The organism is Roseimicrobium sp. ORNL1 (assembly GCF_011044495.1).
In the GTDB taxonomy this organism is placed as follows: Bacteria; Verrucomicrobiota; Verrucomicrobiia; order Verrucomicrobiales; family Verrucomicrobiaceae; genus Roseimicrobium.
Genome location: NZ_CP049143.1, coordinates 324,929 through 347,414, shown reverse-complemented (window position 1 = coordinate 347,414; position 22,486 = coordinate 324,929). Strand labels below are relative to the sequence as shown.

The following is a 22,486-nucleotide window of genomic DNA, read 5'->3' as shown; positions in this document are numbered from 1 at the left end:
CCCCGACAAAGAACGGAGCACTGCCATGAACTCCCCCGTCATCACCTCCACCAACAACCCCATCCTCAAGCTCCCAAAAGGCGACTTCACCCGCGTACCTCTCTCGGTGCGTTTGGTGCAGAGCGGCACCCTGACCTCAGGTGCCAGCCTGGTGAGCAGTTTGAACGCCCCTCGCGAGTCCAGTCCACCACGATTTTCGTGGCGTTGATGCCGCGACTCGCCCGCGTTCATCGCGCCGACGCCCCGGTTACGCAGGGCGCGCGCAAGCCGGGCGGGAGACTTCTATCTGCATGGACCCACCCTTCCCATGCCGAAGTTCTCCCGCCCGGCGCCTATTTTCAATCAAGCGAACAAGCGCTGCGAAAGGCCTCTTCGGAGGCCTTTTATTGTTATCCAGGAATCAACCTGCGGAAGCCGTGAGTTAACACCACACCGAGGAAGAAAACGTTTCTCGGAATGACGCCTGCCACCACATAGCTCACTGGGGTGCGGCAATTCTGATCCGCGGCACGTGAAGCTATTTCACGCAGCACACGAGTGCTTCGTGGCCATTCGCAAATACCCGAGATCCATTCCGCAGGAATGCCCTTCTCACCACACTCCGATCCGGCAAGAGCTCCAGCGATCGTAGCAACGGTGTCTGTATCACCACCACATGCGATCACTTCTTGAAGCGTCGCACGAAAATCACCGCGATGCCGCAGCCACGCGTAGAGCGCCACGGGCACCGTCCGGTAGATGTATCCACTCACCTCACGTTTGCGTTTGCCGCTGAGCACTTCTGAAAAAGCGACCACTGAAGAGCCACGTGCCAGCTCTGCGCGCAGCAAGGCCATGGCGCGTTGCCATTCTTCATCAGAGGAAAGCGTCTGCCAGGTATGGATCAGAGCGTCATCGCTGGCGGCACCACGAATCACCGCAGCGGCGCCCAATGCGACTGCCAGCGCGCCTGTGTTGGCCTTGGGATCTCGATGTGTCATGCACGTGGATGCTTCCACGAACGCGCGGATCTTTGTTTCATCCTCCGCAAAGCGCGCTCCAATGACAGCGCTTCGCATTGCTGGGCCGTTTCCCGCAGACCACACACCACTCTTCGCAGGATTCCATCCCAACCAGAGCTTCACGATGGATCGCGCCGTGGCCAGGCCCACGCCGGCAGGCAACGCGAGAAGCCACCAACGCAGTCGCCTCGCGAGGGCGCGGCGAAAGACTGCAACGTCATTGCCAGCCTCCAGGAGTGACTGCGCGGTGAAGAAGACATGCTCCGTGTCATCACTGACCATGCCGCGACCAAAGAGAAAGCGATGTTGCAAGGCACCTGGCCAGCGACGCGCAATGCGATTCGCCGACATGCCCTCGGCTGGCAGGCCCAGTGCATCTCCCACTGCAGCACCGAGAATCAGGCCGGTGATGCGGTCACCCATGCTGCTGTCATCCCTCACGGCCATAGGACGCAATCAGCTCAATCTTGCCAATGATGTGATCATTGAACTCCTCCAGATCCTCCGCCGGCACCCAGAGTTCCTCATGCTCTGCGCCACCGACAATCTGCCTGGGGAAGCGTGAGCCGTAGCCTTCATCCACAGCAAAGCGCAGCACGTGCCCAGCACCGCTCGCGGGCACATTCCAATCACGCGCAATCTGCCGCGCATAGGCCTCGTTGCACACGGGATAGAAGATGGGCTGATCTGGCAACCGTGGCGGAAAGCGCCGCCAACCGCTGTAAGCAATCAGCTTCAACTCCTCCGGCCCGACGGGTCGGTAGAGGGTAATGGTGGAAGAGGTCATGACGATGTCTGCAAAAGGGTTGTCTTGAAGGCGGTGAGCACCTCACCAGTGGAGGTGGTGTCATAGATGGCGAACACGAGGCGCGGGAAGACATTTGCGAAGGCTGCACCTTCGCGGACGAGATCTGCAAAAACGCTGGCCACCATGCTCGGGTCGTTGCGGAACACGCCACAGCCCCACGCCCCGAGCACAAAAGTCTTCACACCACGCGAGGCCGCGAGCTGTAGCACGCGTTCCGCCCGCCGCTGCAGGGTGGGTTCCACCAGCGGCAGTTCATCCGGCCGGTTCTTGGCTACGGCGCCCGCGTTCGGTGCAGGAGCAGTGATGACCGAAGCCAGCACCGGCACATCGAGGAGCGAGCCTTCATCATCACGGAAGAAGGGCACCTCAGGGGACCAGATCATCCAGTCCGTGTAGAGGCTCGATCGGCAGGCACGATTAGCCTCATAGTACTGCGGCACCGAAGTCAGGCTGGGATACAGCGCGGAAGATCGCGCGAGCGACTCTTCTTGTGCCTGGGACCCGCCCAGGAAGCCACCACCGGCATTCTTCGCGCTGGCGAAGTTCAGGCACGCCAGGCCAGGCGCGTCCTCACCCTGCAGGCGGATGAGCGCCTGCAGCGTGGACTCCGAAGTCACCTCGATGACGCCTTTCACTTCGCTCGTTCGCGCGACTTCCAGAGTTTCCTCCGGGGCAATGCCCACCGTATCGCGCACCGATCTGCTGACGGACACGGCAAGGTCCACGCTCTTCCCGCTGCTACTGGTATATCCACCTTGTTCAATGAGGCGGAGTGTTTCTTCTGCCAGCGAAGCCCTCGCTGACCGTTTGGTAATCATGACAATGAAGTTTGAGAATTAGTTGAGTAGTGGCAGCGGCTCTCGACTTGCGACCCAGTCTGCCGGGATGCCTTCACGCCCGACCGCAAGGGCAACGATGGCGCAGGTTGTGTCTCGATCACCCAGTCCACTGACGGTGGACCATAGTGCCGATGGGAAACTGTCGAGATGCCTCGCGGCACACCAAAGGGAGAAGGGAACAGTATCCTGTGAGATGACCTTCTCACCACTGCCGAGCATCTGGGCAATCACCGCAGGCGAGCGACTGAATGGGATGTTCAGTGCACGTCGCAAGGCTGTGTGCGTATCTCCGGGTGTGAGGTGTTCGAGAACGAACTCCAGCAGTCCGCGAGATTCCGCCCGGGCCCCATGCTGGACCGCATACATCGCCGCAAGTGCCACGGCCACCGCACCCGCCTGCCCTTCTTCATGAGCATGCGTTACCGCGGCCGAGCGTTTCGCCTGTTCGACCACCGCTGCCACGCCTTCCTTTGCGAAATAGGCTCCCACCGGTGCGGCGCGCATGGCGCCGCCATTGCCCATGGAGCCCATGCCATCGAAGGCTTCACCTGCCGCCTGCTCCCAGGGAACACCTTCGCCAATGGCGCGGAGAATGCGATGCGCAGTGCCGCCATAACCGCGAAACGGATCCGCGGCATAGCGGTGCGCGAAGGCCGCGGCGAGCGCATCCTGTTGAATGATGCCGTATTGCTGCAGTACCTCCACGATGGAGATGGACATGATCGTGTCATCCGTGAAAAACCACGGCGGCGGCGGAATCTGACGCGTCTCCAGGCGCAAAGACATCACCTCATCAGAGGTGAAGCACTGCTCGCCAAATCCATCTCCCACGGAAAGCCCTTCTAATGCAAGGCATGCGCGCTGGAGCTTCTCGTTGTGACTATTCATCAGGCACTCCCCGATTCTTGTTCTTCCTTCAACTTCTCACGCACCTCCATGAGGATGATGCCGAGCATGTTCTTTCCGGTGCCATCGCCACCATCCGCCCAGCAGGAGTCGTTCGCGGTGTGTTCCACGAGCGCTGCATCACACGTACTGAGCAGCAGGGCTTTGAGTTCCTTGTTCTGGGTGAACTTGGTCATCACCGCCTCGCGCATGATGTCGTCCTTCACGGCATCCCAGTCCTTGCGGAGCGGCCGTTTCCGGGAACGTCCCATGCGGGCCACTACCATGGGCGACTCCACCATACGCAATTCCTCCTCGTGCTCTGTTCCGGCAAACTTCTGGGCCTGGAAATAGTGCTCCGAGGTGCGCCACGTCTTCCCCTTCAAGAAAAGACGATGCGCGGAGAAGTTGGAGAAGGGACCATACTCGCCCTTCGTGCTGTAAAACTGGATCACGTTCCCGCTCATGCAAGCCTGTTTCTACAGGGCGAAATGGAAGCCGCCCTTCTTGAGTTTTTCATACCGTCGCGCATCGAACTTCCACAGGGCCGCGGCGCGATGCGCGACATCCTGCTGCACTTCACCGGTGTCGATGAGCAGGTTCATGCTCAGGATCTTTTTCCGGAAGTTGCGTTTATCGAGGGTCTGGCCAAGGACGGCCTCATAGACCTGTTGCAGTTGGGTGAGGGTGAATTGCGGTGGCAGCAGTTCGAAGCCCACCGGTTCATGCTGCATCTTCAGGCGGAGACGGTGCAGGGCCGTTTCGAGGATGAGCTTGTGGTCGAAGGCCAGGGAAGGCACATCTTCCACGGAGAACCACGCGGCATCCTTCGCATCCGTATCCGCCTTCGGAGGGTGGCTCAGGAAGGGCACCAGGGCGTAGTACGCCACGCTCACCACATGCTCACGCGGGTCGCGCTTCGGATCGCTGAAGGTCTTGAACTGCTCCAGGTACACCTGTTTCAGTCCGGTCTCCTCCTCCAGTTCGCGACGCGCGGCCACATCCGTGCTCTCGCCCACCTTCACAAAGCCACCCGGCAGCGCCCACCGCCCTTCGAAAGGTGGCAACCCGCGCTGGATGAGCAGCACGCGCAGCTCATGCTCCTCGGATGCGAACCCGAAGATCACGCAGTCCACCGTGAGGGCAGGGCGCGCGTATTTATAGGCGAAGGACATGGTGTCACTTTAACACCATGCTTCGTGTCAGATCAACACTAATATTGAGGACTGTTATTTCACCTCGGCTATCAGGGCACACACGCGGTCCACTTCTGCCTCGGTATTGTAGAAGTGCGGGCTGAAGCGCAGGTGAGCTCTGCAGGCCCGATTGTGCCGTAGGGAGATAGTCACGTGGTGCTTTGCGAGGTGGTCGAAGACCTGCTCCAGCGAGGCGCCACCGTCACGTGTCGCGGTGGTAATGCTGCTGGCATGTTCTCCTCCCGTGGGCGGCAGCACCTGGAAACCGAGCGCTTTCAGCTTCGATACGAGATGGGCCTTCAGCTTCAGCAGGCGCGCCGCGACATTTTCGATGCCCAGTTCCACCAGCAGGTCCAGGGCTCCGCGCATGCCGTAGATGCCAATCGCATTCGGCACACCGGGTTCATAGCGCCGACCACCTTTCTCAAATTCCACCTGATCCTGTGTGATGAAGTTCGGTGACTTCACATTCCACGCGCCGATGAGCGAGGGTCGCAGCACGTCATGCAGCGACTCACGCACATAGAAGATGCCCGCCGCCATGGGGCCGAGCATCCACTTGTGCGCATCCGCGCTGAGGAAGTCCACGTGCTCCACACTGGTGGGAAAGGCGCCCACGGTCTGGATGGCATCCAGGCAGAAGTAGATGCCGCGGCTGCGCACCATCTTGCCGATGGCATCCACATCGATGCGATACCCGGTGAAAAAGTGACACGAGGCCAGCGCCACCATCTTGGTCTTCGGTGTCAACGCTCGCTCCACCACTTCCGGGGTGATATGCCCGGGCACTTCCGGCTCGATGAACTTCAGCACGACGCCACGACGTTGCAGATCCATCCAGGGGTACACATTCGCGGGATAATCATCGTGATAACACACGATCTCGTCACCGGCCTCCCACGGCAACCCATTGGCCACGAGGCTGAGTCCGAGGGACGTCGGCCCCAGCAGAGCAATCTCACTGGCCTGCGCGCCGATGAGCTTCGCCGCCACCACGCGCGTCTCATTGAGGTGCCTCCAGATATCGAGATTCTCCTGCCCGCGCACGGCACAGACCTCAAGATAATCCTGCATGGCCTTCACCGAGCGCTGCGGCAGGATGCACACGCCCCCGTGCGCCATGAAGATGGTGTCGCGCGCCACGGGGAATTCGGAAGTGCGCAGGGATTCGTCGGAGATGATGTCGTCAATGGTCATGCCTCAAGGTGGTTCGCGGTGAAACCGATACATCAATGTACGCGCGGCGAAGTCATCTGCGGCAGCTTTATGTGAAGCGGAAGAACAGGCGTTGAACAGGCGGTTGCGATGGCCACTCTCCCCCAAAAGCACAAAAGGCGTCGTGTTTGCCGATTTGGAGTCAGACGTTGCTCAAAGGTGGCCCGTTGCATGCTTGGTGGACAGATGGACTTCAAAAAACATCCCCCTAATGCCCCTCATCTTCCACGCCCTGCGGCGTGTGCCGGTGCGTTCGTCCCTGGCGCTGGCACTGCTCCTGCATCTTCACACGGCGCTTCTGCCGGCTGCCACACTCGTCTGGGATTCGGACGGCACTGCAGGCGGCACCACCGGTGGCGCGGGCACCTGGAATACCTCAGCCCAGCTCTGGAACAATACCGGCACCATGACCGCATGGGACAACGCGGCCGGCAACATCGCCTCCTTCGGCGGTACGGCAGGCGCCGTGACTCTGGGAGGGCCAATCACGACCACGGGATTGACGTTCACCTCCTCGGGCTACACCATCACCACGGAGGAGGCGAACCCCTACATACTGAGCTTGGGTGGCTTGATCAACGTGACCACAGCGGGCCACTCCGCGACCATTGCATCGGACATGGCCTTCACGCTGGCCTCGGGCGTCGCTGGCGCAGGGAACACGACTCTTGCTGCTGACTACGACATCAACGGCGGTGGCTTCAGCTTTGGCAAATCCGGCACAGGTACGCTTACGATGGCCTCCAATCTCACGAACGGCGGTGGCCTGACCGTGAGCGGCGGCGTGATGAATCTCTCGGGCAGCTACACGCTCAACACCTATGGCGCAGGTCTAACCGTCAGTGGTGGCACCTTCAACGTCAGCGGCACCTTGGGCAGTGCATCCGTGGCCCTGGGCCAGTCCGCATTTTCCGGCAACAGCGTCACGAACTTCTCCGGCACGGCCTACATCTCCGGGGCGTCTTCCACCTTCCGCGTGGGTGAAGCAACCAATGCAACGGTGAATATCACGGCCGGCACGGTCACCTTGGGAGCTTCTTCCGGGGGGCTCGTGCTGGGTCGCAGCGCTGCCACGGCACAGGGATTCATGAATATCTCCGGCGGCTCACTCGTGCTCTCCGGAAATGGGAACCTCGTCCGCATCGGCGCAGGATACACTAATGCCGAGAACAGCGGTGCAAGCGTGCTGACCATTTCCGGCACAGGACACTTCAATGCCGGCACGACCACCGGCACCATTCAACTCGGCTCGGGTCTCGCAGGAAACACCAACAGCACCGGCACCATTCATCTCAATGGCGGCACGCTCTCCACCCTGCGGACCATCATGGGAGGCACGGTGGGCGCTTCCATTTTCAACTTCAACGGTGGCACGCTGAAGGCCACAGGCACCACGATGACACTGGCCACAAGCCTCACCACGGTCAATGTGCGTGATGGTGGCGGCATCATTGATACCAACACGTTCAATGTCTCCATTTTAAAGGGCCTCACCCATTCCTCGATTGGAGGAGATGCCGCCACGGACGGAGGCATCACCAAAAGCGGTGCCGGCGTGCTCACCTTCGGCGGTACGGAGGCGAATACGTATACCGGCGTCACCCGTGTGTATGGAGGAGAATTGGCCCTTTCCAAGACAGCGGGTGTGAATGCCATCGCTGGAGACATCACCATTGGCGATGGCACTGCCACGGCACTGTTGCGTTTGGTCAATGCGGACCAGATTGCCAATACCAGCGTCATCACCTTACAGGGACTGGATGCGAATGCCGGCGTGTTCCGTCTCAACGGTAGAAACGAAACCGTCGGCGGTCTCGTGAGCGTGAACGGTGAGGGCATTGTGGAGAACGAGAGTACCACAAACGCAGTGCTCACCTTGAACAACACCGGCACGCAGAGCTACAGCGGCATCCTGCGGAATGGATCACTCAGCGGTGTCCTCTCACTGATCAAAGCCGGCACCGGCACGCAGATCCTCGCCAGCGCCACCACCTACACCGGCATCACCACGATCAACGCAGGCACGTTGAAGTTCGGCGTGAACAATGCGCTGAACGCCACCACTCCCCTGGTGCTCGCCGCCGCCGGTGGGCAGGCCACGCTGTCTCTCGATGGACACTCCTGGGCCACTGGAGGCATCACGATCTACAACGCCACCTCCACCAGTACCAGTCAGGCGGTGATTGACCTTGGAGAGAATGGCCTGCTTACCCTCGGTGCGGCCACCTTGACCGTGAACAATGACAACAACCCGCTGGGAGCTACGATCACCGGAGGCACCATCGACTTCGGCACGACCACGCGCACCTTTGCCATCGCGGACAGTAGCAACGCCATCGCCGACCTTACGATTGAATCTGACATCATCACCGGCGCGGGAAGCATTGGTCTTATCAAAACGGGAGCCGGCACCCTGCGTCTGAGTGGGACAGTCGCTCTCAACGGATCCATTACGCTGAGCGCGGGGGTGCTGGAGATTGCCGGAACCACGAGCCATCCGGCAGCCACCTTCAGCACCACCGTCGGTTCTGCCACCGCACCTGCCGTGCTGCGCATAGTGAACGGAGGGGACTACACCACCGGGGCGCTCAATCTTGGAGTCGGCCCCACACTCAAGGGGGCATCTCTCGTAGTGTCGGGCGGTGTGATCACCATGAACCCCACCAGCACGCAGTCGGGCGTCTTGCTTGGATCCACAGGATACGGTGGCTTGTTCCTCTCCGGTGGCACCATCAACACCAAGCGGGTGGACTCCGGCGACGGCACCACAGATGCCGCCATCTCCATCCTGCGGGTCGACGGAGGCACGCTGAATACTTCGCGGTACATCATGACTCGCAATGAGCGTTGGGAATTCACGGTCACTGGCGGGCAAGTCGTACGAACCGGCGAAGCCATTGCGCTCGCTTTCCGCAGCGGTGCCACGGTTGCCACCGCCACCACTACGGCACAGGGGGTGATGACCGTCGCCGGCGGCGTGGTGGACAATGGCATCCTCACTCTCACCTTTGGCCAGCAGAATGATGCCAGCGCCCAAGGCACTGCGTACCTGAACCTCAATGCAGGCACCTTCATCAACAATCGCATCAACTTCTACAACAACACGGGCATGGCACTGCAGGCCATCGTAAATTTCAACGGTGGTCTCTGGCGCGCGACGCAATCCACGGCGCTCTTCGCGACAGTGAGCACGGGTGGCACAGGTTCCATCAAAACATATGTGAACGGTGCGTTCGGAACCTTTGCGGGCGGAGCGGTGATCGACTCGAATGGTTTTACTCCCACCCTCTCCACTGCCCTCCTCGCACCCACGGGCAATGGAGTCACGAGCATTACTGTCACTGGTGGGGGCAGTGGGTACATTGGCGCTCCCTATGTGGAAATCTCCGGCGGCGGGGGCACGGGAGCCACCGCGTATGCCACGGTGGATCTCGATCCAGCCAGTCCCACGTATGGCCAGGTCACCGGCATCGTGGTTACCAATCCGGGACGCGACTACACCTCCACGCCGACGATTACTCTCAAAGGCGGCGGTGGCGCGGGAGCCATCGTAGGGACTGTAAGCACGGCGGAGAATACATCCGGCGGCCTCACCAAGCTGGGCACCGGCACACTCATCCTCTCCGGTGCAGAGGCCAATACGTATACCGGCATGACGAATGTGAATGCCGGGGAACTGCATCTCTCCAAGACCGATGGCATTACAGCAGTCGCAGGAGACATCACCGTGGGCACTGGCAGTGGCTCCGCGATTCTGAAGCTCATCAACAGCAACCAAATCTCGGACACGAGCGCCATCACCTTCAATGGAACAGGCACGAATGCCGGCGTCTTCCGGCTGAATAATCGCAGCGATACCGTCGGAGGACTCAGCAGCACCGGCGGCGCGGGCATTGTGGAAAACGAATCCGGAGTCGCAGGTGAAGGCACCCTCACGATCAATGTCACCTCAGGAACGAAGACTTTCACCGGCATCATTCGCAACGGCGATGGCACGGGCATTGATGGCACGCTGGCTCTGACCAAGACGGGCGCGGGCACCCAGGTGCTCACGGCCAACAACACCTACACCGGCGCTACTACTATCACCGAAGGCACGCTCCAATTGGGCAATGGCGGAACCACCGGGTCCGTCGGTGCGGCAGACATCGACATCGGCGCACAAGGCACGCTGGCCATCAATCGCAGTGATCAGTACACCCTTCTCAATCACATCAAGGGATCGGGCGCACTGGCGATCAACAATGCGCCCACCGGCACGGTCATCATCGACAGTGTTGGCAACACGTACTCCGGCGGCACTCGTGTGAACTCCGGCACACTGATGCTGCTCAATTCCTACGGCACCGGCACAGGCACCGGAAGTGTGACCGTGGAAACCGCAGGCAAACTCGCGGGCAATGGCTACATCACCACCAGCGCGGGGAATTCCGTGGTGGTGCGTGGCACTTTCAGCATCGGGCAGGTGTCGACCTTTGCTGAGGATTTCCATGTTGAGACTTCAGGAGGTGGGTCCTTCCTCGTGGAAACAGGGGGCGTGCTGGTCTTTGATATCACCAGTGGCGCAGGTTCCGGCATGCTCAACGCGCCGGAGGAAGCGGACATGCTCTACCTCAGCGGAAGCGTGGTGCTCCAGACTGGCAGCACCCTGCGTGTGGACAGCCTGTATAATGTCGTAGACTGGGCGCTGGGGGATGCGTGGCAGATCATCGATTGGACGTCCCTGGGCAGCACCACACGCACCGGAACCTTCACGTATTTCGATTTGCCAGAACTCTCCGACGAGTACGATTGGGATGTCAGTCAATTGTACAGCACAGGCATCATCAGTGTCGGAGTTGCGGTGGTACCGGAACCCGGGCGGGCGCTGCTGCTCGCTGGAGCACTCGCAGTGATGATTCTGCGCCGTAGGAGACGACAGGCGTGAGCGACTCTTCTGCGGCCTCTCTCCTATCAATCACGCCTTGTGCGCAGGTGGCCCGGAATGAGCTTTATCGACGGCAGTCGTACCCTGCTTCTTCCCGCTGAGTCTCCCCACGAGATGGAAGGTCACCGGGATGAGGAAGATCGCCACGAAACTTGCGGCGAGCATGCCACCGATCACGACGAAGCCCATGACCTGACGAGACAAACCACCCGCACCACTGGCCATGGCCAAAGGCACACAGCCAAGAATGAACGCGAAGCTGGTCATCAGGATGGGACGCAAGCGAAGCCTCGCTCCCTCCAGCGCAGCCTCCGTGAGTGACAACCCCTCCTCGTGCTTCATCTTGGCAAACTCCACGATGAGGATGGCATTCTTCGCCGCGAGACCGATGAGCATCACCAGACCGATCTGCGCATAGATGTTGTTCTCGTAACGACCAACCATCAACGCCGCGAACGCTCCGAAGACGGCGACCGGAGTGCTCAGCAGCACGCTGAAAGGCAGGCTCCAGCTCTCGTACTGCGCCGCGAGGATGAGGAATACAAAGAGGAAGGACAGCGCAAAGATGGCCATGGGCGAGACACCCTCGCTCGCCTGCTTCTCCTGGAAGCTCATGCCGAGATAGGCGAAGCCCATTTCATTCGGCATCGACGCGGCGAACGCCTCCTCCATGGCCTGCATGGCCTGTCCGGAACTGAACCCAGGTGCCGCCGACGCGTTGATCTGTGCGCTGCGATAGAGGTTGTACCGCATGGTGAACTCCGGCCCGCTGATGAATTCCGCATTGGTGATGGCACTCAGAGGCACCATGGCGCCGTCCTTGTTCCGCACGAAGAACTGCTTCACCTGCTCCGCATTGGCACGGTAGTCACCCTCCGCCTGCACGAATACCTGCCACTGGCGGCCGAAGCGGTTGAAGTAGTTCACGAAATAGCCGCCCATGAAGGTCTGAAGCGTCTGGTAGACCGTGGAGAGTTCGATACCCTGCTTCAGCACCTTCTCGCGATCCACATTCATGAACACCTGCGGCACACCCGGGGCAAAAGTGGTGCTCACCGAAGTGAGCTCCTTCCGTTCGCGTGCTGCGGCGACGAGTTTGCGAACCTGTTCATCCAAAAATGCGATGTCCTTGCCCGAGCGATCTTGCAGGATGAAGGTCACCCCTCCACTCGTACCAATCCCCGGAATGGCCGGCGGAGAGAAAGCAAATGCACGCGCCGCAGGTAGTTTGGACAAGGCGCCATTCACATGCCGCAGGATAGCGCCGTACTTTTCGGATGGCTCCTTCCGGTCCGACCATTCCTTCAGCGTGACGAAGAACACGCCGCTGTAGGTGACATTCACGCCGCTGAGGAAGTTGTATCCGTTGATGGCCGTGACGTATTTCACACCCGGCGTGTCCATGAGGAGCTTCTCTGCCACTTTCATCGCCTCATCCGTGCGCTGCAGGGAAGCAGCATCGGGCAGCACCACCTGTGCAAAGAAGTAGCCCTGGTCCTCCTCGGGCAGGAAGCTTCCCGGCACCTTCTTCCCAAAGAAACCCGCTGCTCCTGCGATGACCGCGAGCAACACCATGGCGATGACAATTCTACGAATCAGAAAGCGGCACGCTGCCACATACCCGTTGGTAGCCGCGCCGAATCCACGATTGAACAGGTTGAAGAACTTCTGCAACGGACCCGTGCTCTTCTTCTTCGGCTTCAGAAGCAGTGCGGAGAGCGCGGGAGAAAGCGTGAGCGCATTGAAGGCGGAAATGAGCACGGACACCGCAATGGTCACCGCAAACTGCTGGTACAATCGCCCCGTGATGCCAGGAATGAAGGCCGTGGGAACGAACACTGCCGCAAGAATTAGCGCAATGGCGATGACCGGCCCCGTCACCTCCTCCATCGCTTTCAGCGTGGCTTCCTTGGGAGACATTCCCTGCTCGATGTGATGCTCCACGGCCTCCACCACCACAATTGCATCATCCACCACCAGGCCGATGGCCAGCACGAGGCCGAAAAGCGAGAGCGTATTCACCGTGAAACCGAAAAGCGGGAAGAACGCGAACGTCGCGATCAAGGACACCGGCACCGCCAGCAGCGGAATGAGCGTGGCACGCCACCCCTGCAGGAAGATGAAGACCACAATGATGACCAGCACCAGCGCTTCAAACAGCGTGTGCTGGATTTCCACCATGCCCTCCGTGACGGCCAATGTGGTATCGAGCGAGACGGTGTACTCCAGATCGTTGGGAAACTTCTCCGAGAGTTCCTGCATCCGCTTCTTCGCTCCTTCAGCGGCAGCGATGGCATTCGAGCCCGGCAATTGGTATAGGGCGATGGAGGCCGCAGGCTGACCATTGAGGCGGCTGCTGACACTGTAGGTCTGCGCCCCTAGTTCAATGCGCGCCACGTCCTTCACGCGCAGCATGGAACCATCGGGATTGGCGCGCACCACGACGTCGCCAAACTCATCCGGACTCTGCAACCTTCCCTGCGCGCGCACCGCATACGTGTACTCCTGGCCGGGTGGGGCGGGCTCAGCGCCAATCTTTCCGGCCGGGTTCACCGTGTTCTGGGTTTTGATCGCTGAGAGGATTTCCGGAATGGTGAGTCCCAGTTTGGCCAGCGTGTCCGGCTTCACCCAGATGCGCATGGCATACTGGCCCGCTCCAAAGACAGTCACACTCGCGATGCCCGGCACCCGGGTGAACTCGTCATTCAGATTGATGTAGGCGTAGTTCGCCAGGAAGGTTCCGTCATACGTGCCCTTCGGCGAATAGAGGGAGAACATGATGAGGGGCGAAGAGGTGGACTTCTGCACCGTCACCCCCGCCGCGATCACATCCGAGGGGAGCTGCGCATTCGCCTGATTGCTCCGCATCTGTGCAAGGATCTGGTCGGTGTTCGCATCCGTGGCCACGTCGAAGTTCACCGTCAGCTTCATGCTGCCGTCGTTCGAGTTCGTGGAGTACATGTAGTTCATGTTGTCCACGCCGCTCATCTGCTGCTCGATGGGTGTGGCCACCGATTGCTCGATCGTGAGCGCATCCGCGCCGGTGTAGGTGGCCTTCACCTGGATTTCCGGCGGCACGATGTTGGGAAACTGCGCCACCGGCAGGCTGAAGTACGAGGCCAGCCCGACAATGGTCAGGATGATCGAGATGACCATCGCGACAATGGGACGATTAACGAAGAATCTGGCCATTGTGTTACTTGGCGGCGGGTTGGGAGGTCGGGGCGGATTCTGGAGTGGATGCTTCAGCATGCGAGGCCGGCGGCGTCCACGGCTTGGCCGTCACCGGCGCGCCCGCCCTGACCTTCTGAAATCCCTCGACGATCACCGTCTCGCCCGCCTTCAAGCCCTCGGCGATGACCCAATTGCTGCCCGTGCGCGGACCCACTTTCACCGGGCGGATTTCCGCCTTCCCATCCGCGCCCACCACGCCCAACTGGTAGGTGCCCTGCACTTCATTCACTGCACGCTGGGGGATCACCACGGCATTCTCCAGCACCTTTGTCTTGATACGCGCTCGTGCGAAGAGACCAGGCCGCAAGACGTTACCGGGATTCGCCGCCAGCGCCGTGATGACGATGGTCCCGGTAGCCCCTTTCACACTGAGGTCCACCGCCAGCAGCCGCCCCTTGTGCGGAAACGGCTTCCCATCTGCAAGAATCAATTCAATGAACTCCTCCCGTTGCTCGAGCGGTTTCGTCAGCGCCTTCTGGAGATAGTCCGCGGCGATGAGGTATTCTGTCTCACTGATGGGGAAGACCAGTTTAATTGGGTCGAGCGTGGATACCGACGTCAGCACCACATTGCTGCCGGTGCCCACGAGATCGCCCACCTGTGCCTGCGAGATGCCCGCGATACCATCCACCGGCGCTTCGATCTTGCAGAACTGGAGATTGAGTTGCGCCTGCTCCACGGCGGCTTCGAGCGCTTTGATTTTCGCCAGTTGGCTTTCATTGGCTTGTGTTGAGTTGAAGAGGTCACGCTCAGACACGGCGCGATCCTTGAAGAGCTTCGTATCGCGCTCGACTTCGGCTGCGGCGGCCACCTGCATTGCCTTCACCTGGGCGAGTTGGCTTCGCGCCTCCGCGAGCGCAGCTTCGAATGGCCGGGGGTCAATCTCGAAGAGCACATCTCCCTTCTTCACGACAGCGCCTTCCTGGTAGTTGCGCTTCACGAGGTAACCGGTGACACGGGCCCGAATCTCGGCATTCTCCGAGCCATCCAGCGTGCCGACCCACTCGCGAAAAACGGGCACGTCCTGCGTGGCAGCGGTCAGTACGAGCACCTCCGGCGGAGCGGCAGGTGGCGGGGCATCCTTGCCGCCGCAGGCCGCCAGCAGCAGTGTCAAACCCACGGACAATGAAACACGTAGCATCGACTTCATGGCGATTGGGAGTTCAGGAGTTCTGAAGCGGAAGGCCCCGCAAGGATCCTCCCGTCAGTGAATTTTCGCGAGGGGCAATGGATTCAAAAATAACAACCCTTTGACAGATGAGCACACGCCAGCCGCGCGAAAGGACAGCACTGCCGACGCGGCACTTTGATTTGTCCTTATTACCGTGTACCATAGTCCCGGGAAAAGTGTCATCAGGAATCGCCTCGACACATCCTTGCCGTTTCGGGCAAAATGCTCCCGATTCATGTCACTCACGCTGACTGACCGACAATGAGAGGGTGACACGCCTTCCCATTCCTTGACGAAGTCTTTACAAATGTTCACCGGACTCCTCCGTGATGCTCGGAGATGATGCCATTTGGCATCGAACGGAACCCCCTGCCCATCGATTGGTCACCCCATCCCGCCATGAAACCGCGCCTCCTCCGACTGCTTGCCCTTTCCAGCGCCCTTGGTTTTGCCATTCCCGTCACTGCCGAGAATGCGAATGAAATTGGATTCATCGAGCGCTTCGCCCTGGCGGCGGATCGGGAGAAGATCCTCTCCGAACTCGTGCCCGGCACGGAGGACTTCTATTTCTACCACGCGCTGCATTTTCAGAACTCGCGCAATGCCGCGAAATTCTCCGACATCATGGCGCAGTGGAAGAAGCGCTTCCCGGATGACACGGACGCCCGCGCGATGATTGAGAATCGCGAGGCCCTGCTCAGTTACGATGCAAACCCGCAGGCCACCATTGCCTACATCAAGCGGAAGCTCGACATCCGTCACGATCACCAGCAGGAGGTGCGCGACCGGAAGCCCGACCTGCCTACGGTGCTGGATCCGCAATTCATCGCGCGGAAAGTCTTCCTCACGGATGCGCTGGTCAATGACAACGGGCTGCAAGGTCTCTCGCAGCTTGAACTGGAGACGCTGATCCGCGACAACGTCACGCTCTCCCCTGCCCAAGCGCGGGCGATCCTTGCCAAGCTCCAGCGCCCGGATGTGGCGAACCTCGTGGAGTTCATCGCCCGCGAGCTGCGCTCCCAAAACTCCAGCGGCTTCGGTGCTTTCAATATCCATCGCCAGCTTCTTCCGGAACAGCTTACGCAGCTCGCCCAGCAGGTGCCCAAGCTCACCTCGAATGATGCCTATGTGCGCGCCATGATCCGGAAGCTCGCGCCTTCCGCGGATGTAGACCTCACCTATGATGATGCCGAACGCGAAGCGTGGCTCGACCGCGTATGGGCCTATGTGAAGACCCTGCCGCCGGCCTTCAACAGCCTGAAGGCACAAGTCCTCTACCAACGCCTCGACCACGACCGGAAGAAGGGCGTGTACGATCGCGAGCGCTTCATTGAATACCTCAAGCTGCCCCGCCAGCAGCACTATGTGAGGGAGGAGATGCTGGAGCGCGCTGCGGAGGCGCAGGTGCCCATGGTGAATCTGCATGCGAACTATGCGGACGCCCTGCTGGGACGCCCGCCTATCGCGGAAGATGAACCGCTGGTGCGTGAGTTTTTCCTGGAACTCTTCATGCGCAATGCAGCGACGGCGAGTGATATGGATGCCGCCTTCGCGCCCTATACGGAATATGTGCGGGCATCGTGGTTGAAGCCCGTCTTCGCCGAGGCCATGGTGCTTGCCGGTCAGGGTACTCCCGAGCGCTGGGCATCGCTGCTTTCGCCTCAGGCTTTCCAGGCGCTGAAGGATCGCGTGGACATCCTCTTCCCCAGCACGAACACTGTCTTCTTCCGCCCGGGAGACGAGGTGAAGTTCGACGTGACTCTGAAGAACACGCCCCAGCTCATCGTGAAAATCTATGAGCTGAATACGCTGAACTTCTTCCAGACACAGGGTCGCCAGCTCAACACGGATCTGAATCTCGATGGACTGGTGGCGAACAAGGAGCAGACGCACACCTACGAAAGCGGTCCCTTCAAGCGCACGCGTCAGACCTTCACCTTCGATGAGTTGCGCGGGAAGCGCGGCGCGTGGGTGATTGAGTTCATCGGTGGTGGCCGCAGCAGCCGCGCTCTTGTGCGTGTGGGCCAGTGGCAGGTGCTGGAGCAGCCGGGTCCCACGGGCACGCTTCTGCAGGTGCTGGATGAAGATGGCAATCCCGTGAAGGATGCCGTGGCCTGGGTGGATGGTCGCAAACTCACCCGCGATGAAAAGCTGGAGCGCATCATCGTGCCCTTCACGAACCAGCCGCAGCGAAAGAATCTAATCATCAGCGATCCTGCCGGCACCTTTGCCACCTTCACGCAGTTCACCCACCAGGCGGAGAACTACCACCTCGACGCGCAGTTCCACATCGAGCGTGAGCAGCTTCTCGCTCGTCGTGAAGCTACACTAGCGGTGCGTGTGGCGCTGATGCTCGGCAACACGCACCTCGCGCCCGAGTTGCTGAAGAAGCCCAGGCTGCTCGTCACCTCCACCACGCTGGATGGCATCTCCACCACGCGTGAGGTGAAGGACCTCAAGCTCAGCGCTGGCAGTGTGCTGCTGCACAACATCAGTGTGCCGGAGCGCCTCGCGAGGTTGAATGTCACCCTCGCAGGCGAGATTGAAATCCTGAGCAACGGTGGCGAGAAGCGCCCCTACTCCGCCAGCCACTCCTGGGACCTCAACGGCATGGATACGACCGATGCTACAAACGACGGGCACCTCTCGAAGTTCGGTGATGCCTATGTTTACGAGCTTCTCGGCAAGAACGGTGAGGTAATCACGGACCAGCAGATTGTCTTCACATTCCGTCGCAAGGGATTCAACCGCCCCGTTACCATCGCGCTGCGCACGGATGAAAAAGGGCGCGTGGCTCTCGGCACATTGGATGACATCACTTCCGTGGGAGCAACGTCGCCCAACGGCCGCCAGAGTTCCTGGCCGCTGGATGACGCGGAGCGCACGTGGTCTTCCGCGGTGCATGCGAAGTCCGGTGACACCGTGCGTATCCCCGCGCCCGCGGGCCTGGCAGAAGGCAGCGCTTCGCTGCTGGCGACACGCGCAGGCACTTTCGTCTCCAATGAAACGGCGAAGATGACGCTGCGCGATGGCTTCCTGGTCATCGAAGGACTTGCCCCCGGCGACTACTCGCTGCGCCTGCGTGCGGAGAACAAGGATATCTCCATCAAGATCACCGATGGCAAGCCCATGGGCGGCTGGCTCCTCGGCAAGAACCGCCTGCTGGAAGCGCGTGGCACCGCTCCACTGCAGATCACTTCGCTGCAGACGGACAATGAATTCGTCACCGTGAAGCTGGCCAACTACTCGCCCTTCACCCGCGTGCACATCGGCGCGGCGCGATTCGAGTCGGGTCGCAGCATCTTTAATGAGTTGGGCAAGTTCTCCCGCTTCGGCGCCTCGGAGGGACGCCCTGCAAAGCTTCCCAATCTCTACGCCGCCGGACGTGAGATTGGCGATGAGTACCGCTACATCCTGGAGCGCCGCTATGCGAAGCTCTTCCCGGGAAACATGCTCACGCGTCCCGGTCTGCTGCTGAATCCCTGGGCCATTCAGGATGCGAGCCTGGAAGACCTCGCACAGCGCGGTGGTGAAGCCGCGGGTCAGACTCGCGGCGGCGCGGCAGGGGCCATGAGTGCGGCGAAGCCTGAATCCCCACCCGCACCACCACCTCCCGCCGGCGGCACTGATTCCACAAACCTCGATTTCCTCGCAGCCACCGCTCCGGTGATCTACAACCTGCTGCCGGACAAGGACGGCGTGGTACGCATCGCCCGCAAGGAGTTGGGCGATCGCCAACAGATCCAGGTGTACGCGGAAGACCTCGAGAATGCCGTTTGGCAGAAGCTCTCGCTTCCAGAGGCGGGCACGAAGTTCGCCGATCAGCGCCTGGTGCGGAATCTGGATCCCGCAAAGCCTTTCACCCAGCGTCGTGAAATCACCGTGCTACAGGATGGAAAGGCACTCACGCTTGGTGACATCCTCACCAGCGAGCTGGAAACGTATGACACGCTCGGTGGGGTGTACTCGCTCTTCACCACACTGAGCGGTGACGGCAATCTCGCTGAGTTCGCCTGGATCCTCGACTGGCCCAAGATGAAGGACGAGGAGAAGCGTGCGAAGTACAGTGAGTTCGCCTGCCATGAGCTGAGCTTCTTCCTGGCGAAGAAGGACCCGGCGTTCTTCAACACGGTCATCAAGCCCTACCTGGCCAGCAAGAAGGACAAGACCTTCATGGATGACTTCCTGCTGGGACTGGACCTCAAAAAGTACCTGGAGCCCTGGGCCTTCGGTCGCCTCAATGCCGTGGAGCGCAGTCTGCTGGCACAGCGCATCGAAGGCGAAGGCCTCAACACCGCACGCCATCTCAAGGAGCTGTGGGAAATGATTCCGCCGAATCCCGAGGAACAGGATCGTTTGTTTGAAACAGCGTTGCGCGGTCGTGTGCTGGAAGATGCCGCAGGCAGGGGTGCGGTGGCATACGGATTGGAGTTGGAGAAGGAGAAAGCCGATCAAGAGGCTGCGAAGAGTCCTCCCAAGGCCATGGTCATGTCTGCTCCTGCCACGGCGGCACCTGCTCCAGCGCCCATGATTGCGGACAGCTATAGCATAGCAGAATCGCCCGGTGCGCGAAGAAAACTGAGCGCCATCGCAGGCGGTGAGATGCAGCGGTCCATGACCCAAAGTGACATGGTCGCGCTGGCCGAGGCAACGGACAAAGACGTGAAGGAACTGCCCGCTCTGCAAGCACCGCGCGAGGAAGCGCTGAAGCGACAGGCTGCACTGGGTCAGCTTTCCATTAGCGGGGCAGTGGCAAAGAACGGCGGTGGCTACATGACTCTGGATAGTGCAAACACCTACACCGGAGCCACCACCATCTCGGCAGGTACGCTCGCATACTTCGGCGACGATGCGTCCGAGAGAGTGCGCCTGCAGTTCCGCGCCATGTACCGCGCGCTCGGACCTACGAAGGAATGGGCTGAGAACAACTACTACAAGCTGCGCATCCATGAGCAGATTGCCGACCTCGTGCCGGTGAATGCCTTCTGGCGTGACTATGCCGCCTGGGTCGCCGCAGGTTCGAAGGGTCCTTTCGTTTCCTCCGAGGTCGCGGAATCCCATCGCAACTTCACGGAGATGATGCTCGCGCTCGCCGTGCTGGACCTTCCTTTCGAGGCACCCAAGCACCTGACGAAGGCGGAGAATGGCCAGTTCACCCTGACTGCGGCGGGTCCGGTGATTGTGTATCACAAGGAGATCAAGCCCGCGACGGAGAACCGCAAGGCCGTGCCTGCCGTGGCACCCGGACCGGAAGGCATCGCTCCTGGCACCGCGTTCACCCCAGACCTGCTTGTGTCCCAGGTGTTCTTCCGTCATGGGGATCGCTATCGCCAGGTGGGGAATGAGCAGTTCGAGAAGTACGTGACCGCCGAGTTCCTCACGGGTGCCGTGTATGGCGCAAACGTCGTGGTGACGAATCCCACCAGTTCTCCCGCCAAGGCGGAGGTGCTGCTGCAAATTCCCCAGGGCTCACTGCCTGTGGCGGGCAGCAAGGCCACCAACTCCCGCCGTGTGCAGCTGGCCCCGTACACCACGCAGACCTTTGAGTACTACTTCTACTTCCCGGCAATTCCTGCTGCGGGCACGAAGTTCGCCCACTTCCCGGTGAGCGTAGCTGTGAGTGGCAATGTGGCGGGCACGGCGAAGGCCTTTGAATTCCCCGTGGTGGCAAGGCTCACCCAGGTGGACAAGGCCTCGTGGGATTATGTCTCGCAGGAAGCGAGCGATGCCGACACCCTGGCCTTCATTGCGCAGAACAACATCGAGACCCTACCGCTGGAGCGCATCGCGTGGCGCTGCAAGAAGCCGGACTTCTACCGCCAGCTCGTGAAGGTGCTGAACCAGCGTCACATGTGGAATGAAACCATCGGCACCTACGCCCTGCTACACAATGATACACCCTCCCTGCGCGAGTGGCTGAAGCATCGTGATGACTTTACCTCGCAATGCGGCCCCTACCTCGCCACAAAGCTGGTGACGCTGGAGCCCATCGAGCGCCACGAGTATGAGCACCTGGAGTACAGCCCGCTGGTGAACCAGCGCGCCCACCGCGTGGGCAATGAATGGCGCATCGCGAACCCCGCTGTGCTGGAGCAGTACCAGTCCCTGCTGGCCGTGCTCGCGCACAAGGCGCAGCTCGATGCCATCGACTCCATGAGTGTGGTGTATTACCTCTTCCTGCAGGATCGCGTGGAGGAGGCACTCGCCCGCTTCAAGACCATCGATGCCAATGCCCTGCCCACGAAGCTGCAGCATGATTACTTCCGCTGCTACGCTGCCTTCTACGAGGGCAACACGGGCGAAGCACGCACGCTGGCCGCGAAGTACACCGACCACTCCGTGAACCGCTGGCGGAACCTCTTCGCCGAGGTCACCTCGCAGCTCGATGAAATCGAAGGCCACGACGCGAAGCCCGGTGACAAGGACAAGCCGAACCGCGAGAAGCAGCAGAGCGAACTGGCCGCCACGGAGCCTGGATTCGACTTCAAGGTGGAGAACCGCACCATCTCCCTGAACTGGCAGAACCTGGGCGAGGTGACCGTGAACTACTACCTCATGGACCCCGAGTTCAGCTTCAGCAGCAGCCCGTTCGTGAGCCAGGATGCGAGCCGGTTCAGCATCATCAAGCCGAACCTCACCACCACCCAGGCCCTGCCCGCCGGCGCCACCACGCTGGATGTCCCTCTGCCCGCCCAGTTCGCCAAGGCAAACGTGCTCGTAGAAATCGTAGGCGCCGGTCAGCGCCGGGCCAAGCCCCACCACGCAAACACCCTGAAACTCGCCATCACCGAGAACTATGGTCGTCTCGAGGCCCGCGACTCCAGCACGGACAAGCCGGTGCCGAAGGCGTATGTCAAAGTGTACGCCCGTCTGAACGACGGCACCGTACGCTTCTTCAAGGACGGCTACACCGACCTGCGCGGACGCTTCGACTACGCGAGCCTGAACAGCAGCGGGGAGAACGCCCCCGTCCCGCCTCCAGTGCCTCTGCCGGTCTCCGCGGCAAATTCTTCAAGCAACGGACTGGACCGCCAGATGTTAAAACCCTCCGAACTGGGCCAGGTGCAAAAGCTGGCCCTGCTCATCCTGAGCGACACCCATGGCGCGACCACCCGGGAAGTGGACCCGCCCCAGCAGTAAAAAAAATCGAATCTTTAAATCAGCAAAAAATCACTCCTGTTGTCACAAGTCGCGACATTTCGACATCCAT

General features: G+C 60.6%; 12 protein-coding genes. 3 read left to right on the top strand and 9 right to left on the bottom strand.

Annotated elements, in window-relative coordinates:
• Positions 1–25: 25 nt before the first annotated feature.
• Positions 26–208 carry a hypothetical protein gene (locus tag G5S37_RS01385; protein WP_165199997.1) on the top strand — a complete coding sequence of 61 codons (183 nt, stop codon included), beginning with the start codon at positions 26–28 and terminating at the stop codon, positions 206–208.
• Between the two features lie 181 nt (positions 209–389).
• On the opposite strand, the gene G5S37_RS01380 is transcribed toward G5S37_RS01385, so the two are convergent.
• From G5S37_RS01380 to G5S37_RS01350, 7 genes are read right to left on the bottom strand one after another with little or no spacing between them, the layout of a single operon-like run.
• A complete protein-coding gene (locus G5S37_RS01380; protein WP_165199995.1) occupies positions 390–1,424 on the bottom strand; it encodes an ADP-ribosylglycohydrolase family protein in 1,035 nt (344 codons plus the stop codon).
• Positions 1,425–1,431: 7 nt separating this feature from the next.
• Positions 1,432–1,788 carry a hypothetical protein gene (locus G5S37_RS01375; RefSeq protein WP_165199993.1) on the bottom strand — a complete coding sequence of 119 codons (357 nt, stop codon included), beginning with the start codon at positions 1,786–1,788 and terminating at the stop codon, positions 1,432–1,434.
• On the bottom strand, positions 1,785–2,627 hold the full coding sequence (locus G5S37_RS01370) for a TIGR02452 family protein (RefSeq protein WP_165199991.1): 843 nt from the start codon (positions 2,625–2,627) through the stop codon (positions 1,785–1,787). The genes G5S37_RS01375 and G5S37_RS01370 overlap by 4 nt, the downstream gene beginning before the upstream one ends.
• An 18-nt stretch (positions 2,628–2,645) precedes the next feature.
• Positions 2,646–3,536: an ADP-ribosylglycohydrolase family protein gene (locus tag G5S37_RS01365; protein ID WP_165199989.1), complete on the bottom strand. Its 891-nt coding sequence runs from the start codon at positions 3,534–3,536 to the stop codon at positions 2,646–2,648.
• Positions 3,536–4,000, bottom strand: coding sequence for an NADAR family protein (locus tag G5S37_RS01360; protein WP_165199987.1), 465 nt, complete (start codon positions 3,998–4,000; stop codon positions 3,536–3,538). The genes G5S37_RS01365 and G5S37_RS01360 overlap by 1 nt, the downstream gene beginning before the upstream one ends.
• Positions 4,001–4,012: 12 nt before the next feature.
• Positions 4,013–4,708, bottom strand: a complete 696-nt coding sequence (locus G5S37_RS01355; protein ID WP_165199985.1) for an NUDIX domain-containing protein — start codon at positions 4,706–4,708, stop codon at positions 4,013–4,015.
• A 54-nt stretch (positions 4,709–4,762) separates the two neighbouring features.
• Positions 4,763–5,926, bottom strand: a complete 1,164-nt coding sequence (locus tag G5S37_RS01350; RefSeq protein ID WP_165199983.1) for an aminotransferase class V-fold PLP-dependent enzyme — start codon at positions 5,924–5,926, stop codon at positions 4,763–4,765.
• 229 nt (positions 5,927–6,155) lie between these two features.
• On the opposite strand from G5S37_RS01350, the gene G5S37_RS01345 reads away from it, so the two are divergent.
• On the top strand, positions 6,156–10,871 hold the full coding sequence (locus G5S37_RS01345) for an autotransporter-associated beta strand repeat-containing protein (protein ID WP_165199981.1): 4,716 nt from the start codon (positions 6,156–6,158) through the stop codon (positions 10,869–10,871).
• Between the two features lie 30 nt (positions 10,872–10,901).
• Here the strand turns inward: G5S37_RS01345 and G5S37_RS01340 are convergent, their stop codons facing one another.
• Entirely contained in the window at positions 10,902–14,063 is a 3,162-nt protein-coding gene (locus tag G5S37_RS01340; RefSeq protein ID WP_165199979.1) for a multidrug efflux RND transporter permease subunit, read from the bottom strand.
• A gap of 4 nt (positions 14,064–14,067) precedes the next feature.
• Complete coding sequence (locus tag G5S37_RS01335; protein ID WP_165199977.1) at positions 14,068–15,255, bottom strand: efflux RND transporter periplasmic adaptor subunit; 1,188 nt, start codon at positions 15,253–15,255, stop codon at positions 14,068–14,070.
• A gap of 420 nt (positions 15,256–15,675) precedes the next feature.
• On the opposite strand from G5S37_RS01335, the gene G5S37_RS01330 reads away from it, so the two are divergent.
• A complete protein-coding gene (locus tag G5S37_RS01330) occupies positions 15,676–22,416 on the top strand; it encodes an autotransporter-associated beta strand repeat-containing protein (RefSeq protein ID WP_165199975.1) in 6,741 nt (2,246 codons plus the stop codon).
• Positions 22,417–22,486: the final 70 nt, after the last annotated feature.

Coding starts and splice junctions, on each gene's coding strand:
- G5S37_RS01385 (WP_165199997.1), top strand. CDS start 26: ATGAACTCCCCCGTCATCACCTCCACCAACAACCCCATCCTCAAGCTC.
- G5S37_RS01380 (WP_165199995.1), bottom strand. CDS start 1,424: ATGGGTGACCGCATCACCGGCCTGATTCTCGGTGCTGCAGTGGGAGAT.
- G5S37_RS01375 (WP_165199993.1), bottom strand. CDS start 1,788: ATGACCTCTTCCACCATTACCCTCTACCGACCCGTCGGGCCGGAGGAG.
- G5S37_RS01370 (WP_165199991.1), bottom strand. CDS start 2,627: ATGATTACCAAACGGTCAGCGAGGGCTTCGCTGGCAGAAGAAACACTC.
- G5S37_RS01365 (WP_165199989.1), bottom strand. CDS start 3,536: ATGAATAGTCACAACGAGAAGCTCCAGCGCGCATGCCTTGCATTAGAA.
- G5S37_RS01360 (WP_165199987.1), bottom strand. CDS start 4,000: ATGAGCGGGAACGTGATCCAGTTTTACAGCACGAAGGGCGAGTATGGT.
- G5S37_RS01355 (WP_165199985.1), bottom strand. CDS start 4,708: ATGTCCTTCGCCTATAAATACGCGCGCCCTGCCCTCACGGTGGACTGC.
- G5S37_RS01350 (WP_165199983.1), bottom strand. CDS start 5,926: ATGACCATTGACGACATCATCTCCGACGAATCCCTGCGCACTTCCGAA.
- G5S37_RS01345 (WP_165199981.1), top strand. CDS start 6,156: ATGCCCCTCATCTTCCACGCCCTGCGGCGTGTGCCGGTGCGTTCGTCC.
- G5S37_RS01340 (WP_165199979.1), bottom strand. CDS start 14,063: ATGGCCAGATTCTTCGTTAATCGTCCCATTGTCGCGATGGTCATCTCG.
- G5S37_RS01335 (WP_165199977.1), bottom strand. CDS start 15,255: ATGAAGTCGATGCTACGTGTTTCATTGTCCGTGGGTTTGACACTGCTG.
- G5S37_RS01330 (WP_165199975.1), top strand. CDS start 15,676: ATGAAACCGCGCCTCCTCCGACTGCTTGCCCTTTCCAGCGCCCTTGGT.